Origin of the sequence: Rhizobium sp. PEPV16 (assembly GCF_008919455.1) — a bacterium.
In the GTDB taxonomy this organism is placed as follows: Bacteria; Pseudomonadota; Alphaproteobacteria; order Rhizobiales; family Rhizobiaceae; genus Rhizobium; species Rhizobium leguminosarum_Q.
The window spans coordinates 16,924-32,810 of sequence record NZ_VSZV01000303.1 but is presented as its reverse complement, the minus strand read 5'-3'; the positions used below and the strand labels follow the sequence as shown (position 1 = coordinate 32,810).

Genomic DNA, 15,887 nt, shown 5'->3' with positions numbered 1-15,887 from the left:
AGGCGGTGCGCATCGGCGGTACGGTGCGCAACCTGCCGCCGGCCTCCGTCTACCGGATTTCGCGCCGCAAGCCGCTGGAACTGTCGCGGGAGCGCTTTAGCTATCGTGAAAGCGACACTGAGGTCGACGATATCGCGGCCTTTTCCAACGAAACGGCGGCTGAACGATGATGCCGGACAGGAATGGCTGAGACTAAGCGGACGGAGACGACGGAAGGCAGGCGGGAACGCAAGCGGCGGCAGACGCGCGAGCGCATCGAGCAGACGGCGATGACCCTCTTTCTGCAGCGCGGCTTCGAGGCCACGACGATCGAGGACATCACCGAGGCGGCCGATGTCTCCAAGCGCAGTTTCTTCGATTATTTCCCGTCCAAGGAAGAGGTTGTCTTCGCCTGGCAGGACGCCTTCGCCGATCGCCTGATGGCAGCAGTAGCGGCAAGGCCGGCGGCAGAATCCTCGGTCGCGGCGGTCGAGGCGGCAATCACCGCAACCGTCGTCGCCTCGGTTGACGAGCCTGGCCTGGCGCTTGGCGAACTCATCCACCGCACGCCGGTGCTGAAGGCCCGCGACCAGCTGAAATACGCCAAGCTCGAACAGAAGCTCGCCGAGGCGCTGCTGCTGCGCAAGCAAGGTGATCCGCTTGAGCGGCCCCGCATGCGCGTCCTTGCGGCCATCGTCATCGGTGCGCTGCGCGTCGGGGCTGAGCTCTGGCAGCAGCGCCCGCCAAGTGCTTCGCCGCAGGATTTCGCCCGGGAGATTTTCGCCGACCTTTGGAAGATGCTGGCGGAATTCGGCGACGAGGCCAAGACCAGGCGTTGACGCGAGGCCGCCTGCACCTCCGTGTGCACTTCCGACGAGATCAGCTCGATGTCGATGTTTCCGCTCCATCCCTGTGATCAGGCCCCTGTTATCGGAACCGGGCCGTCCTATATCTGCAAGCGTCGCAGCGGCCACATTCTGATGAACCCCGCTATGGGCGGATCATCACCATGGCGGGCATCGCTTTCGATCAGGGCAGACATTCGCGCTCGAAGGCATCTTAGAAAGCCTCGGCATCCGTGCCGCCGCTGTTCAACCGCCTCCGACCGTTCCACCGATTTCAATGATTGATTGATAAGAGAGGAAAGACCATGTCGAGTCACAACGCAGCCCAATACAACGCGGCAAAGTCAGGCACCTTCAAGATCGGCGGCGATATCGAGATCAACCGTCTCGGTTTCGGCGCCATGCGCGTCACCGGCAAGGGCATCTGGGGCGAGCCTTCCGATCATGCCGAATCCATCCGCACGCTGAAGCGCCTGCCGGAACTCGGAGTCAACTTCATCGATACGGCCGATTCCTACGGCCCCGATGTCTCCGAATGGCTGATCAAGGAAGCGCTGCATCCCTATGGCGGCAAGTCTGTCATCGCCACCAAGGGTGGCCTGACCCGCCACGGCCCCGATATCTGGCTGCCTCTGGGACGTCCGGAATATCTGACCCAGCAAGTGCATAAGAGCCTGCGCAATCTTGGCGTCGAGCAGATCGATCTCTGGCAGCTGCATCGGATCGATCCGAAGGTGCCGGCCAAGGAACAATTCGATGCGATCAAATCGCTGCTCGATACCGGCCTCATCCGCCATGCGGGTCTGAGCGAAGTATCCGTTGCCGATATCGAGGCCGCCTCGAAGCATTTCAAGGTCGCGACCGTCCAGAACCGCTACAATCTCGTCGACCGCACCAGCGAGGACGTGCTCGATTATTGCGCCAAGCACAATATCGGCTTCATCCCGTGGTATCCGCTGGCAGCCGGCGACCTCGCCAAACCCGGCTCGCTGCTCGATACCATCGCCAAAAAGCACAATGCAGCACCCAGCCAGATCGCACTCGCCTGGGTGCTCAAGCGCAGCCCGGTCATGCTGCCGATCCCCGGCACCTCCAAGGTCAAGCATCTCGAGGAAAACGTCGCCGCCGTCGACATCACCCTCTCGAACGAAGAATTCTCCGCCCTCGACGCCGAGGGCAGCAAGGTGTTCAAGGCTGCTTGATTTGCTGTGAACGCTGCCGCTGACCGGGGTCGAGCCGCTTGTCTCGCCCCCGTCCTCGGGACCCCCGTGAAAACAGGACGAGGGGACGTGCCATGCGAGAGGTGGCGAGGAATGGAAAGGTTGCGGCATATCCTCTTCTCCCCTTGGGGAGAAGGTGCCGGCAGGCGGATGAGGGGGCCACACGGCACGTCCTCCCGTATTAACCTATCCCGCAACCCCGACGATAACACCGTGCCCCGCCCTGAACACGATCGAGACAATGCCGGCACGGTGGAAGCCCGTATGAGCGTTGTTGGAAAGACCGGCATCGCCGGCCCCCTCATCCGACCCTTCGGGCCACCTTCTCCCCGAGGGGAGAAGAGGGAATCGAGAGGTCACGGCATGTCCGGAGCAGAGAGGCCGCAATTTTCGGCATAATTTTGACCATCCGGTCAAACATGCTGCAAAATGAGGCGGTGGTGTGCCGTTTTGGAGGCAAGCATTGCGCTCAGCGCATTGCTGCATTGCGGTATTTTCGCTATTCCGAATCAAAAGAATTGGCTATTACTATCTTCGTAAGCAGCGCACTCCTCCTCCCAGCGCTCTTACATCGGACTGACAACACTCCTCCTCCCAGTTGTCAGTCAGGATCAAGAGCCCGGCGCACCTCCTCCCGCGTCGGGCTTTTTTCTTTTCCCCAATTTCTCCAAGTCGAAAGCGATCAATTGCCGATCCGGGCAACGCCGGTTTTGCCGTTGTCCCGTGTCCATTTAATCGTGTTGGCGCCGGCGCGTTCGAGTTCGAAGCACATCGGCTTGCCCTTGTTCCAGCTCTGGAATTTCTGGCAGAGGCGGTTGGCGTCGATCCACCATTGGCCGGTATCGCTGGGTTTGACATAGCGGCCAAGGCCGATCGCCTGGCCGTTGCCGTCGACCTTGCCGGACGAGCGGAAAATCAGCGGCAGTTCACCGCCGAGCGGTGTGGAGAGGTAGACCGTCTTGCCGATGATGTCGCGGCGGATATCGGCCTCGCCGAGCGTCTCCGTCGAGCCGAGCGAAGGCATCAGCATCAATGTCGATAAACATGTGATCCCGAGCAATTTCATCACCGTGATCCATCGATTGAACCTGATCGGGCAAAACGCCGGGGATAGCCGAAAAGTTTCAGGCGTAATTCCAGCAAAGGCGCGCAGTGGTTTTCGCAAGGGATTGCTCTTGTCCATCTCCCGCGGTTTGACTCGGCAAGCCTCGTCGGACTATTTGAACGGGCGCCGCCTGTCCGGTGCGTGAACCGATTGGAGTTGGTCATGATCGGCAAAAGACGCGGCTTGCCCGCGGCTCTGACAGGTCTTCTGATTGCAACGATGGCGCTCGCCGGCTGCGGCGGCAGGCCGGTCGGTGTCATGCAGGCGGCCGGCACCGTGCCGGCCGGCACGTCGAAGGTCGACCTGCTCGTCGCGACGACGCGCGCCGCCGATGACAATCCCGCCGTGCTTTTCTCCGGCGAGCGCGGCACCGGGCTCGCCGTCAATGCCGTCGAGGTCTCGATCCCGCCGGAAGCCAATCGCAAGGCCGGCCAGGTGCAATGGCCAAGCCGCCTGCCGGCCGATCCGTTGCGGAATTTCGTCACCGTTTCGGTCGATCCCCTGGAAGGCGAGCGGGCCGGCGAGACCTGGCTGAAGACCCATATGCCGAAGAGCCGCCGCGTGCTGGTCTTCGTCCACGGCTTCAACAACCGTTATGAGGATGCCGTCTACCGCTTCGCGCAGATCGTTCATGATTCGCATGCCGACGTCGCCCCCGTCGTTTTCACCTGGCCGTCGCGCGGCAGCATCTTCGATTATAATTACGACAAGGAAAGCACCAACTATTCCCGCGACGCGCTGGAGGAGCTGCTGACCCGCACCGCCGCCAATCCGGCTGTCAGCGACATCACCATCATGGCCCATTCGATGGGCACGTGGCTGACGGTCGAAGCGCTCAGGCAGATGGCGATCCGCAATGGCCACGTCGCTCCGAAGATCAACAATGTCATCCTTGCCTCGCCGGATCTCGATGTCGATGTCTTCGGCCGCCAGTTCGCAAGCCTCGGCAAGGAAAGGCCGCACTTCACCATCTTCGTCTCGCAGGACGATCGCGCTTTGGCGCTGTCGCGGCGCATCTCGGGCAATGTCGACCGGCTCGGCCAGATCGATCCCTCCGTCGAACCCTACCGCAGCAAGCTCGAGGCGGCCGGCATCACCGTGCTCGACCTCACCAAGCTCAAGGGCGGCGACCGGCTGAACCACGGCAAGTTCGCCGAAAGCCCCGAGGTGGTAAAGCTGATCGGCGACCGGCTGATTGCCGGCCAGACGATCACCGATTCCAATGTCGGCCTCGGCGAGGCCGTCGGCGCCGTGGCGATGGGCGCTGCCCAGACCGCCGGAAGTGCTGTCAGTGTTGCCGTCAGCACGCCGATTGCGATCTTCGATCCGCGCACCCGGCGCAACTACGACGCCCAGCTGAAGCGTCTCGGCCAGTCGATGAACAACACCGTCGGTTCGGTCGGCGACAGCGTCGGCGCCGGCCTGCCGGAAAGCCAGTAAAAATTCCACAGAGCAATTCAAGCAAAGCGCACAGCGGTTTTGCTTTCGGAATCGCGAATTTCCGTGATTCGGAAAAAACGGAAATTCTCTAGGCATCGCATCTTGATGTGATATATCAGATTCACGACGGCACTTCTGTCTGCCGTGCGATGGATTGATGGCATGGCGGATGAGACGAAGAAGAGTGTGGCGGTCGTCGGCGCAGGCGTGATCGGCGCCTCGATCGCCTTCGAGCTGCAGCGGCGCGGCCTTGAAGTGACGCTGATCGACAAGGGCGAGCCCGGCCGCGGCACCTCTTTCGGCAATATGGCGAGCATCGCGCTTGATTTTGCCGCCGGTTCCGGCCCTTCGACCTGGAAGAAGATCCCCGGCTGGCTGCTCGATCCCGAAGGCCCGGTCTGGCTGCGGCCTTCCTATGCCGCCAGGATGCTGCCCTGGTTCCTCCGCTTCCTCGCCGCCGGCCGGCCCTCGCGTCTCCGAGAGATCGAGGATGCCGGCATGAGCCTGTCGAACCGCGCGCTCGGCGATTTCAGAGAGATGCTGGAGGCGATCGGCGCACCCGACTTGATGACCGAGGAGGGCTGTCTCGCGATCTACGAGACGGAGGCGGAATTTGCCGCCGATCGCGGCCATCTCGCCATGATGCAGCGCTACGGCCTCGAATTCGAGGTTTTGAGCAACGGCGCCATCCAATATTACGAACCCACACTTTCGCCGGCGATTGCCAAAGCCGTGCTGCTCCCCGACAACAAATCGATCCGCGACCCCTACAAGCTGGTGGTGAAACTCACCGACGCCGCAAAGGCTGCAGGCACGACCTTCGTCTCCGGCACTGTGCGGAATATCGAGCGCCGGGGCGATGGCACCGCCGTCGTTCTCCTCGAGGATGGCAGACGGATCGAGGCGGGTTCGGTCGTGCTCGCCGCCGGCGTCCACACCCGTTTCCTTGCCGAAAAGCTCGGCGAGCCGATCCCGCTCGAAACCGAGCGCGGCTATCACACGCAGATCATGAAGCCCGGCATATCCATGCGCTATTCAGTGATCTGGCCGCATCGCGCTTTCATGGTGACGCCGACGGCGGGCGGCATCCGTGTCGGCGGCAATGTCGAGCTCGCCGGTCTCGATGCCGCGCCCGATTTCCGCCGTCCGCGGGTGCTGGTGCGCCATGCCCAGCGCGCGCTGCCCGGCCTGAAGGTCGAGGAGACGACGGAATGGATGGGGCATCGTCCGGCGCTGCCCGATACGATCCCGATCATCTCGCCCTCGTCGAAAATGCCGGGCGTTTTTTATGCGACCGGCCACGGCCATCTCGGCCTGACCTTTTCGGCAACGACAGCGCTGGTGATCGCCGATATGGTGACTGGGCTCAACCCATCCGTCGACATGACCCCGTTCCGCATAGACCGTTATTAGGAGGCCCCGATGTCCGAAACCACCAAACCCGTAGCGCTGATCACCGGCGGCGGCCGCGGCATGGGCGAGGCAATCGCCCGCGAGCTCTCCGCGCAGGGTTATCAGCTGGCGCTGATGTCGCCGTCGGAAAGCTGTGAGAAGCTGGCGGTCGAACTTGGCGGCGTCGCCTCGCGCGGCGTGGCCGAAAAGGCCGAGGATCTCAAGGCGATCTTCGACCTGACGATGAAGACCTATGGCCGCATCGACGCCGTCGTCAACTTGAGCGGCCATCCGCCGAAGGGCGACCTGCTCGATATTTCGGACGAGAACTGGACGCTCGGATCCGACATGATGATCCTGTCGCTGGTGCGCATGGCCCGCCTGGTGACGCCGGTCATGCTGGAGCAGGGCAAGGGCGCCTTCGTCAACATCACCACCTTCGCCGCCTATGAGCCCTCGCTGGTCTTCCCGGTTTCCTGCACCTACCGCGCCGCTGCCGGCGCCTTCACCAAGCTTTATTCCGATCGTTATGCGGCCGACAATATCCGCATGAACTGCATTCTGCCGGGTTATATCGATAGCCTCAACCACAAGCCGGAAACGGCCGAGAAAGTCCCGATGAAGCGCATCGGCCATGTGGAGGAGATCGCCAAGACCGCGGCCTTCCTGCTCTCCGACGGCGCGGGCTATATCACCGGCCAGAATATCCGCGTCGATGGCGGCGTCACCCGTCACGTCTGATCTGGAGTTTTCGATATGAGATGGAAGCGCACGATCCAGCTGCTGGATGTCCACGCCGAAGGTGAGATCGGCCGCGTCGCGATCGGCGGCGTGCCGAAGATCCCCGGCGATACCATTGCCGCCCAGCTGCATTGGCTGAACACCGATCCGAAGGGCGACGAACTGCGCCGCTTCCTTTGCCTGGAGCCGCGCGGCGCGCCCATCGGCTCGGTCAACCTGCTGCTGCCGGCACGGCACCCGGAGGCCGACGCCGCCTTCATCATCCTGCAGCCCGACCAGGCGCATGCGAGTTCCGGCTCGAACTCGATCTGCGTCACCACGGCACTGCTCGAATCCGGCATCGTCGAAATGAAGGAGCCAGAGACGATCGTGACGCTCGAAACCGCGGCCGGCCTCGTCAAGGCGACGGCGACCTGCCGCGACGGACGCTGCGAGAAGGTCAGGCTCACCATGGTGCCCTCCTTCGTGCATGAGCTCGATGTCGGGATCGACACGCCGCATTGGGGAAGGATCAAGGCCGATATCTGCTATGGCGGCATCTTCTATGCGCTTGTTGATGTCGGTCAGATCGGTCTGACGATCGAGAAGGCCAATGCCGCCGGCCTCGTCCAGGCCGGCATGATCCTCAAGGAGCTGATCAATCGCGACATCAAGGTCGTCCATCCCGAGATCCCGGCGATCTCGGGCGTCGCCTATGTCATGTTCCGCGATACCGAAGCCGACGGCACGGTGCGCACCTGCACCACCATGTGGCCGGGCCGGGCCGACCGCTCACCCTGCGGTACCGGCAACTCCGCCAATCTCGCCACGCTCTACGCCCGCGGCAAGGCGAAGGTAGGCGACGTCTTCACCTCGAAATCGATCATCGGCTCCGAATTCGAAGTCGGCCTCCAGGCAGTGACCGAAGTGGCCGGCCGCCCCGCCGTCATCCCCACCATCACCGGCCGCGGCTTCACCTTCGGCCTGACCCAGGTAGCGCTCGACCCCTTTGATCCGCATCCGAACGGTTTTGCGCTGACGGACGTCTGGGGACCATCGGCGGGAGATATCTGAGCGTTCAGCACAGTGTGAGCGATCTTCTATAGCGCACAAAAACACCCGGCGCAGGCCGCAAGATCAACTGGTCCACAGTGACCACGTCGGCCGCGTTGACAAGATGGCTAATTGCGTTGAATCGTGTCCTCGATGTTTCACTGATAGGTACGCGATAGAACCATGCAGGTATCAAGTCCCCAAGAGACCTACCCCCAGATAGGAACCGTTGCCAATCCTGCAGTCCTGTACGACGGGAACGACGCTTTCGTGTGCTATGAAGCCTCTGCGCGCGAGGGAGGCTACAATGTCATGCTCAAATTCGGTGAGGTTATCGATTTCCGAATAACCCCCATGAACGTTCACGGCCTGAGAGAGTGCAGGTACCCGGTCAATCCGTGGGCTTTCAATGAGATTATTGGCGGAGAGGAGACAGCTAAATGGAAAGCCCTAAATCCACGGCTTTGGCTTATATCTTTCAATGATGTGATGATCGAAGTTCTCTTCGAGACGGTGTCTCTCATCAGCCGGGACGCAGAAGGCGGCCCACAACATAAAACGCTGATTGGCGCCCTGCGAAATCCGACCGCGTCGCATTCCAGTTGCGTCTTACCAAGCTTCCGCGACTGACTGGCCAAAGGTGACGCAGGAGCATCCGCGTAACGATATTCGAAACGCGATCAACCTTGCCTGCGTTCAGCCTCCCCGGTTCGAGTGTCCCAACCCAGTATGGCCAGCTCGGCCACTGCCTCCAGTTCGCTGCGGGTCGCTCCGTCGCGGGCCAGGATCGACATGCCGTTCTGAACGGTCTGGACGAAGCGGGCAAGCGCGTGGACGTCGGTCGAGGCTGGAATTTCGCCTTCTGATATCGCCTGGTTCAGGCGCGCCTTTAAGCGGTCGAGCGTGATGGCGCGGGCGGTTCGCACGAGTTCGCCGAGTTCCACGTGGCCTTCGCTACCGACCGAGGAAAGTGTCACCATGCAGCCGCGGGGAATATCCGCGACACAGCCGGTCAGGGCAGCGGCCGAATCCATCAGCAACGACATCACCGCTTCACGCGCCGTGCCCGCGGAAAAGAAGCCTGCCCAGACAAACGCCTCGTTGTTGTCGCGATAGTGGCGCAGCGCCTCGGCATAGAGCGCCTCCTTCGAACCGAATGCCGCGTAAAGGCTCGGCGATCCGATCCCCATCGCCTCGGTGAGATCGGCGATCGAGGTCGCCTCGAAGCCCTTGATCCAGAACAGCCGGGTCGCTTGCGCCAAGGCTGCTTCCCGGTCGAACGCCCGCGGCCGCCCGCGACTGCGGGCAGGGGTTTCGTTGACGTTCGACATCTCATCCGATTTTTGCATCGATCATTATATAAACCCATTGACACTCCATCGCAACGTGCCTAGCTATTTATGTGTCGATCACTACAGAAAGAGAAGATCATGACAGAACTGGCTGGAAAGCGTGCCCTCGTCACCGGTGGCTCGCGTGGCATTGGCGCCGCCATCGCATTGGCGCTTGCCGACAAAGGCGCTGACGTCGCCATCACCTATGAGCGTTCGGCCGATCGCGCCGCCGAAGTCGTGCAAGCGATCGAGCGCAAGGGCCGCAAAGCGCTTGCCATCCAGGCCGACAGCGCCGATCCGGCAGCCGTGAAGCGCTCGGTCGACGAGGCGGCCCAGGCACTCAGCGGTCTCGACATTCTCGTCAACAATGCCGCAATCGCGCTTTACGGTGCGATCGCCGACGTCAGCGTCGAGCAGATCGATGCGCTGCTGGATGTCAATGTGCGGTCGCCTCTGCTCGCTTCGCAGGCTGCCATTCCCTATCTGCAGGCCGGGGGGCGCGTCATCACGATCGGCTCGGTCGGCGCTGAACGTATCGTCGGCGATACCGGCACGGTCTATTTCATGACGAAATCCGCGCTCCACTCGTTTACCCGCGGCCTCGCACGGGAACTCGGATCTCGTGATATCACCGTAAACCTGGTCCAGCCGGGTTCGACCGACACCGATATGAATCCCGCCAATGGCGACTTCGCCGACTTCCAGCGTGCCCTGATTCCACTTGGCCGTTACGGCGAACCGGAAGATGTGGCCGCCGCTGTGACTTTCCTCGCAAGCCCTGCTGCAAGGCACATCACCGGAACCATCCTCACGGTGGATGGCGGCTTGAATACCTGAATTGGAGTCTGTTGCCTCCGGCGCCCTGCAAAAGAGGGGCGTCGACAGATGTCGGTCCCTCTTTTCGCCCCGATGGGGAGCGCCGGGCGTGGGCATCAGCTAGACGGAGTGACAGCCGGGAGCGTATCGGCGAGCCTGTGGCCGGGCGTGGCGGTCGCGTGCAATGCGCGCTCCGCGTAGCTGTGTAGCAGCGCGGGATCGTCGATCACATGTGCAGGAACGGCGTAGTAGCGGCGAACCGTCACCTCCCGGCCGGCAGCGCTGTAGCTGAACGGTTCGCACCCATCTGCCTCGAACTCCGCGCGCATCGCTGCGTCGACGCGGAGATACAAAGTGCCCTTCATGACGAACCCGAACTGCGCGCCGTTTCGGACCAGGGCGGAGCCGCCGAAGAAGCGCCTGATATCGATGCAGCCGGCTGGGGCGATCTGGCTCGCAAAGTCGAGCGCCAGCTGGCGTGTCGCCCCGCTACTCATGGTACTGCTCCGCCAGAGGATCGAAGAAGCCGGTGATCGCGCCGAGCCGGCCATCGGCAATCACCCCGAAGCTCGTGCCCGTCTGCAAGACCCTCTCGTCTTTGTGGAGCAGTGCCCAGCGCGCCAGCGAACGGTCATTATGGTGGAGGACGCTCAATATCTTGAACCGGCCTTCCGGCATGCTCTCCTTGAAGCCGGCCATGTAAGCCGAGAGGCCGGCGCGCCCGGCGATCGTTCCATTCGGGTCGCAATAGGTCACATCGTCAGCGAGGCAAGCCAGCATTTCCGGCTCACGCGCGGAACCATCCAGCGACCAGATGGCCGCATATCGATTCCAGAGGGCCTCAGGTGTCATAACATCGCCTCCAATTGATTGAATTCGTCTTCTATCGCCTGCCGCAGGCCGGCCTTGCCGTCACCGCCGCGAATGAGCACGAGGAGGCCCTGATAGAAGGCCAGAAGGCGGGTGGCTGTCCTGTCCGCCTTGGCGCCATCGGCGTCCCGAACGAAGGTCGATGCCTCGGTCAGCCTTGAGCGGAATGTGGTGCGAAGGAGGCCGAGCGCCGCCTCGACACGGGGATGCCGATCGGCACCACCGCCAAATTCCACCGCCATATTGGTGATCAGGCAGCCGAGCGAGCCATCGTCGGGTTCATGCAGGAGCGACAGGAACAATTCGCGCAAGCCTTGAAGCCCGCTTCCCGGCGACGCAAACCGCTCGATCCGTCCCTCCAGCACCGTTCGGTTGTAATGCCCGAACGCGGCGTCGAAGAGGCCGGCCTTGTCGCCGAAAGCGTGATAGATGCTCCCGCCTTTGAGCCCGGTCGCCTCCTCAAGGTCCCGGATCGAGGCCCCTTGATAGCCGTGCTTGCGAAAGATGTGCGTCGCCCCCTTCAGCACCGCCTCCTCATCGAATTCCCGCGTTCGGCCCATCGTCACTCCGATTCTTTATCGACTGTTCTAGAATGATTGATAAAGAATAGAAACGCAACGGGCACCCGTGATTTTCGGCGAAAATTCTCGCCTGGACGACCTCGGTCATCCCAAGCGCGTGGGCAGCTGTCACTTAAGGTTTACGATGACGTTTCGGAGGTCGAACGGCCGGTCGGCCAGGTGGACAGCGCTTGTTTGCCGATGGCGTCAGGTCCTATGCGCTCGACGCCGACAAGGCCAAGCTGCTTTGGGCGAAAAGTGAGGAATTGATAGGCGCGAACACAGCCGCCATTTGAAGTCGGCAAGCTCGTGTCGGCTCTGATTCAGAGCCGACATACCGCGGCCCCATCAACCGCGTTGCAAAATTCTGGCGCTCACGTGGCCTGTGGCAAGCTTCTCGGCCGGCGCTGGCCTGCCAAGCAGATAACCTTGGCCGATGTCGCAACCCAGGTCCTGAAGCCGCTGAAGCTGGCTCTCCTCTTCGATACCCTCGGCGGTTATCGTCACGCCAAGTCCCACACCGAGAGCGATGATCGCCTTGATCACCTTGTCTTGCTTATCGTCGGTTTCGAATGAAGAGACGAAACTCCTGTCGATCTTGATCTTGTCGAACCGGTAGTTGGATAGCTGTGAGAGGCTGGAATAACCTGTTCCAAAGTCGTCGAGAGCAATCCCGACCCCGGCATTCACCAGATCATCGAGGACGATTCGTGCCGTAACGGCGTCCTGGATGATGGCGCTCTCCGTCACTTCTAGCTCGACCCGGTGCGCGGGCAGACCGACATCGCCCAATATCTTGAGAATTCTGAGCCCCAGTAACCGATCGCTCAGCTGGATCGGAGAAAGGTTGAATGACAGGACGAGCTCACTTGGCCAGGAAAGCGCATCGGTACAGGCGTGGCGAAGCAGTTGGTCGGTCAATTCGACGATCAGACCGGCTTCCTCCGCCACCGGAATGAAGTCGTTCGGTGGGATGAATTCGCCGGAGGCCGTCTTCCAGCGTGCCAGCGCCTCGAAGCCGATAATCCTATTCGTTTTCAGGTCCACGAGCGGTTGATAGTAGGGAACGATCTCGGCCTTCTTGATGGCTGCTCTCAGATCAGCTTCCAGCCGGATCCGCTTCGCCAACTCGTCCTGCATCGAAGGCACGAAGGGCTTCACCAGATTGCGCCCCTGCTTTTTGGCGACATACATCGCACAGTCGGAATGTCGAATGACTTGACCGAGGTCATCGCCGTTCTCCGGAAAAAGCGCGAAGCCGACACTGGCGCCGAGGTCAACGGCGACACCATTGAATGTGAACGGCTTGCCGATCACGGTCACTATGCGGTTCGCCAACGCGACAAGATCGGGATTTCCGGTGCGCCGCGCCAGAACAACGAATTCGTCTCCACCAAGGCGGAAAACGTGTTCACGGGGAAAGAGGGAAGAGAGCCGCTGAGCAACAGTCTTCAGCACCGCATCACCGTGATCGTGCCCCAGGAGGTCATTGACCTTCTTGAAGCCGTCGAGATCGATACTGAACACGGCGTAGGTTTCTTCCCTTTGATCGGTCATCGCCTGCGCGCATACGGAATCCAGAAACCTGCGGTTAGGCAGTTCGGTCAGCGTGTCGTGGCAGGCAATCCAGTCTACGTTCTTTTCGGCCTGCAGCCGGCGATTGACCTCCCTCGAAAGATCCCGGATTCTCAGCGCGGAATAAATGAGCCCGAGAAACCCGGAGATATTGAGGGCGAGGAGCGCGTGGTCCAGCGGATAGTCATGATGCTTCTCGATGAACCGATCCAGCCCTTCATGCCATTGGAGGAACCAAGATAGGCAGAAGAGAAGCAGAAAGACCGCGAGCCAGGCAACGATCTCCATCTGCGGTCTGGTTGGTTGGATGCGAGGCATATGGACAGGCTCCTGTTGTGTGAAGAGCCGTCATGGCCAGTTTGGTACGCTCGTATCACCGAATGCCGACGACAGATGGCGCAACTTCGCGGCATCGGCGGTCCCACGCCGTGATCGAAGACCGCCTCAATTCATTCGGGCGGAATAAGAGGGCCGGTATCGCAGTGGCTGATGAAGCCGCGCAGCACCGACAATCCCAAAGATCATCTGTGCGCTTGGTAGGTTAATGGTGGGTTGCCTTTACGAAGGCACGGGAGTTTCGCTGCGCACAATGGATATCTTTGCCGTAAATCGGATGAGGATTCGGTACCATGGTGTCTACCAGTCGCCGAACAAGACAGGAGCGCACTAAAGATGGACCGGATTATCAAGGCTAATTCGATTGGCGAAGCGAGATGAGTTGGGCGTTTGCCTCACCCAGGACGCCATTCGTCATTCGCAGGTAGAGTGCCGTGCCGGTCTGTTCGAAGAGCGGCTTGACGCCTTCAGCCAAATTGATCGCCTCTTCCAACATGGCGATCCTCTCGTTTTTCGTAACCGAAGGAAGCTCTGCCTTTGCATAGTGCTGCAGGGTCCGCGCAAGTTTCATATTCATATAGGCGGTAGCGTCTGGCAAATTGAGCTTTTCCGTTATCGCGTATGCGTCGCGGTGAAGTTTCAACGCTTTTTGGAAACCTGCTTCCTCTCGGTTCAGTTCGGCCAATAGCAGCGTGTCATCGCCCAGATTCGCCATGTTTTCCCAGCTCGGGCCGTCCTTGTCCAATTTCCTGGCTATTTCAAAGGTCAGACTATTGAATTTTACGGCCTTTTCAGCATCGGCGCCTTGCTGGCTATCCGATGCGATACGTCCATATGCTGCGCCAACCGTGCTATAGATGTATCGCAACGCACGTTCATCGGTGCTGTTTTCATATTTGCCCAGCCACTCCTCCAACGGCTTCACGCCACGCCTGGCGTGAGCGCTTCCGTTTCCTGGATTGAGTTCATTGGCATAACCCAGCGTTGCGGAAAAATCCTGAGCAAAATCAAGCTCCTTGCTCTTGCTTGGATCTTTGATCGCCCTGTATTCGCGTTCCAACAGTTCTGCAGAACGCACCAGCAAGGCCTCATCGGATTTCCAGCGCCCAAGCTCTTCCAGGGCCTTTGGCATTCCGCTTGGTACGAAGCTATCGCAGTCGCTCCGACCGGCAAGTGGGCACAGGGTCAGCAGAGCTTCACCGGCTTCAGCTTTCATGGCGGAGCGAAATAGGAAGGGCGGATTGTAACCAGCAAAGACACCGCTCGCATCGTTTGCGATCCAAAGGCTATCGAGAGCAGAGAAGGCCTCTTTTGCAGCATCCGGCGCAGCAGCATCCAGTGCGGCTCTCAGCATCGAAATCGCCAGGACAACGCGCTTGTTCCGATCGATTTCGTTGTCGGAAAGGGAATAAGTATATTCCTCGTCTCCGTCGCCAAGCATCGTGGCCAGCCAGATACGCTTTTGGCTTATCTCAACCGCGCTGCCCGTTGAAATGTCGTCGCATGCGTCCAGAAGCTCTTCTGCGGCCTCCGCATTGGATTTTGTCATTTCCCGTAGTTCGATGCAGAGATCGGTATCTCCGGCATAGGAGAATTTGTCCAGCAAGGGCGTCGCAATATGCACCTCGCGTCCCGAAGCATCCCTGTAGATCCTGGAAGGCGGCGTTTCGCGCGCCTGTGGGATGCCGTCTGGCTTGATAGGGGTAGACAATCGAGTTTCTGTCTTGAATGCCATGTAGGCGGCGGCGGCGAGCACGCAAGCTATCAGCAGGCGCTCTTTCATTTGACTTTCTCAAACCAGTTCGACGCAGAGAAATGATCGATCAATCGACGCTCCCGGATTCCACATGTTTTACGGCGTTGAGCGTCTGATACCCAACCGCTTCGCCAGGGTAGGGCGCATCTCAGAGCCGATCAACCCGCCAGCATGTTATCCCCCAGGCTGTAGCAGTGGCTTGCCTGATAGGCGTTCCGACCTCGGTTCATGTGCGTCACATTGAAAGTCCGAATGGCGCGCAAGATGCGGCGCTCCGCCAGGAATTTACGGATCGAGGCGGAGCCCCGCACAGTGATGCCGAAAATGTCGTCGCCGCGCGGAAAAAAGTAACCGACGTCTTCGGGCGTCGTGACGCAGCCCTCGAGAAAAGCCTCGTCCACATCGCCCTGCGTGGGTGAATGGTCCGTGGTGAAGTCAGAAAGATGCACCAGGAATCGTGCACGGAGGCCCTCGCCGTCGGCGTAGAGCGTGAAAAGCTCCATCCAGCTCGCATTGACGCGAACGAGCGGCTTGTCGGAGGTCGAGGGCAGGCACGAAACCGACCAGTAATGACGCTCGGTCTTGCGCGGGATGGGGATGCAGCTTTGCCCGTATACCCTGAGAATTTCCAGAACGTCTTGCGTCTGCGGGCGACGAAGCAGCTTTTCGAACCGTGCGACGTACTTGAACCGCTGTTCCAGGGACTCCAAGCGCTCTTCGGCGTCGATCAACTCCGCCTTGCCTTCTATCCAACCGCGCTGCTGCTCAGGATCCAGAAACTTGCGCAGACCGGTGGTACTGCGACGAGGAGTCGTGCTCATGTCAGGTGGCATGTGAGATCCGTGTCCTCATCGCTTCACCGGCCTAATCCCGCACGTGCCCATGC

16 protein-coding genes and 1 pseudogene are annotated in these 15,887 nt (G+C 60.6%); 9 read left to right on the top strand and 8 right to left on the bottom strand.

What is annotated here, in order from left to right:
• The 3 genes and pseudogenes from FY112_RS15955 to FY112_RS15945 all read left to right on the top strand — a co-directional run.
• Positions 1-170 (top strand): annotated as a pseudogene (locus FY112_RS15955) (phospholipid methyltransferase); the annotation flags it as partial.
• Between the two features lie 12 nt (positions 171-182).
• Entirely contained in the window at positions 183-818 is a 636-nt protein-coding gene (locus FY112_RS15950) for a TetR family transcriptional regulator (protein ID WP_151518828.1), read from the top strand.
• Between the two features lie 311 nt (positions 819-1,129).
• Positions 1,130-2,026 carry an aldo/keto reductase gene (locus FY112_RS15945; protein WP_151518827.1) on the top strand — a complete coding sequence of 299 codons (897 nt, stop codon included), beginning with the start codon at positions 1,130-1,132 and terminating at the stop codon, positions 2,024-2,026.
• A gap of 700 nt (positions 2,027-2,726) precedes the next feature.
• Here FY112_RS15945 and FY112_RS15940 read toward each other — a convergent pair.
• Positions 2,727-3,110, bottom strand: a complete 384-nt coding sequence (locus tag FY112_RS15940) for a hypothetical protein (protein WP_026158490.1) — start codon at positions 3,108-3,110, stop codon at positions 2,727-2,729.
• A 201-nt stretch (positions 3,111-3,311) separates the two neighbouring features.
• Here FY112_RS15940 and FY112_RS15935 point away from each other — a divergent pair, with 201 nt between their 5' ends.
• The 5 genes from FY112_RS15935 (at position 3,312) to FY112_RS15915 (ending at position 8,384) form a co-directional block, all read left to right on the top strand.
• Complete coding sequence (locus tag FY112_RS15935) at positions 3,312-4,589, top strand: alpha/beta hydrolase (RefSeq protein WP_131627885.1); 1,278 nt, start codon at positions 3,312-3,314, stop codon at positions 4,587-4,589.
• Positions 4,590-4,751: 162 nt separating this feature from the next.
• The gene (locus tag FY112_RS15930) at positions 4,752-6,002 is read left to right on the top strand and encodes an FAD-dependent oxidoreductase (RefSeq protein WP_151518826.1); all 1,251 of its coding nucleotides are present in this window, start codon (positions 4,752-4,754) and stop codon (positions 6,000-6,002) included.
• A 9-nt stretch (positions 6,003-6,011) separates the two neighbouring features.
• Positions 6,012-6,722, top strand: a complete 711-nt coding sequence (locus tag FY112_RS15925; RefSeq protein ID WP_151518825.1) for an SDR family oxidoreductase — start codon at positions 6,012-6,014, stop codon at positions 6,720-6,722.
• A 15-nt stretch (positions 6,723-6,737) separates the two neighbouring features.
• Positions 6,738-7,775: a 4-hydroxyproline epimerase gene (locus FY112_RS15920; protein WP_151518824.1), complete on the top strand. Its 1,038-nt coding sequence runs from the start codon at positions 6,738-6,740 to the stop codon at positions 7,773-7,775.
• A 162-nt stretch (positions 7,776-7,937) separates the two neighbouring features.
• Complete coding sequence (locus tag FY112_RS15915) at positions 7,938-8,384, top strand: hypothetical protein (protein WP_151518823.1); 447 nt, start codon at positions 7,938-7,940, stop codon at positions 8,382-8,384.
• A gap of 50 nt (positions 8,385-8,434) precedes the next feature.
• On the opposite strand, the gene FY112_RS15910 is transcribed toward FY112_RS15915, so the two are convergent.
• Positions 8,435-9,103 (bottom strand): TetR/AcrR family transcriptional regulator, encoded by a 669-nt coding sequence (locus tag FY112_RS15910; RefSeq protein ID WP_181018227.1) that lies wholly within the window; start codon positions 9,101-9,103, stop codon positions 8,435-8,437.
• Between the two features lie 81 nt (positions 9,104-9,184).
• On the opposite strand from FY112_RS15910, the gene FY112_RS15905 reads away from it, so the two are divergent.
• Positions 9,185-9,925 carry an SDR family oxidoreductase gene (locus tag FY112_RS15905; RefSeq protein WP_151518821.1) on the top strand — a complete coding sequence of 247 codons (741 nt, stop codon included), beginning with the start codon at positions 9,185-9,187 and terminating at the stop codon, positions 9,923-9,925.
• Between the two features lie 95 nt (positions 9,926-10,020).
• On the opposite strand, the gene FY112_RS15900 is transcribed toward FY112_RS15905, so the two are convergent.
• From FY112_RS15900 to FY112_RS15870, 6 genes are all read right to left on the bottom strand, one after another.
• Entirely contained in the window at positions 10,021-10,401 is a 381-nt protein-coding gene (locus tag FY112_RS15900; RefSeq protein WP_131627893.1) for a TfoX/Sxy family protein, read from the bottom strand.
• Positions 10,394-10,756 (bottom strand): nuclear transport factor 2 family protein, encoded by a 363-nt coding sequence (locus tag FY112_RS15895; protein ID WP_131707875.1) that lies wholly within the window; start codon positions 10,754-10,756, stop codon positions 10,394-10,396. Before FY112_RS15895 ends, FY112_RS15900 begins: the two co-directional genes overlap by 8 nt.
• Positions 10,753-11,334, bottom strand: coding sequence for a TetR/AcrR family transcriptional regulator (locus tag FY112_RS15890; protein ID WP_151518820.1), 582 nt, complete (start codon positions 11,332-11,334; stop codon positions 10,753-10,755). Before FY112_RS15890 ends, FY112_RS15895 begins: the two co-directional genes overlap by 4 nt.
• 348 nt (positions 11,335-11,682) lie before the next feature.
• Positions 11,683-13,227 carry an EAL domain-containing protein gene (locus FY112_RS15880; RefSeq protein WP_151518819.1) on the bottom strand — a complete coding sequence of 515 codons (1,545 nt, stop codon included), beginning with the start codon at positions 13,225-13,227 and terminating at the stop codon, positions 11,683-11,685.
• A 373-nt stretch (positions 13,228-13,600) separates the two neighbouring features.
• Positions 13,601-15,028 carry a hypothetical protein gene (locus FY112_RS15875; protein ID WP_151518818.1) on the bottom strand — a complete coding sequence of 476 codons (1,428 nt, stop codon included), beginning with the start codon at positions 15,026-15,028 and terminating at the stop codon, positions 13,601-13,603.
• A 131-nt stretch (positions 15,029-15,159) separates the two neighbouring features.
• Positions 15,160-15,834: a hypothetical protein gene (locus FY112_RS15870; protein WP_151518817.1), complete on the bottom strand. Its 675-nt coding sequence runs from the start codon at positions 15,832-15,834 to the stop codon at positions 15,160-15,162.
• Positions 15,835-15,887 lie beyond the last annotated feature (53 nt).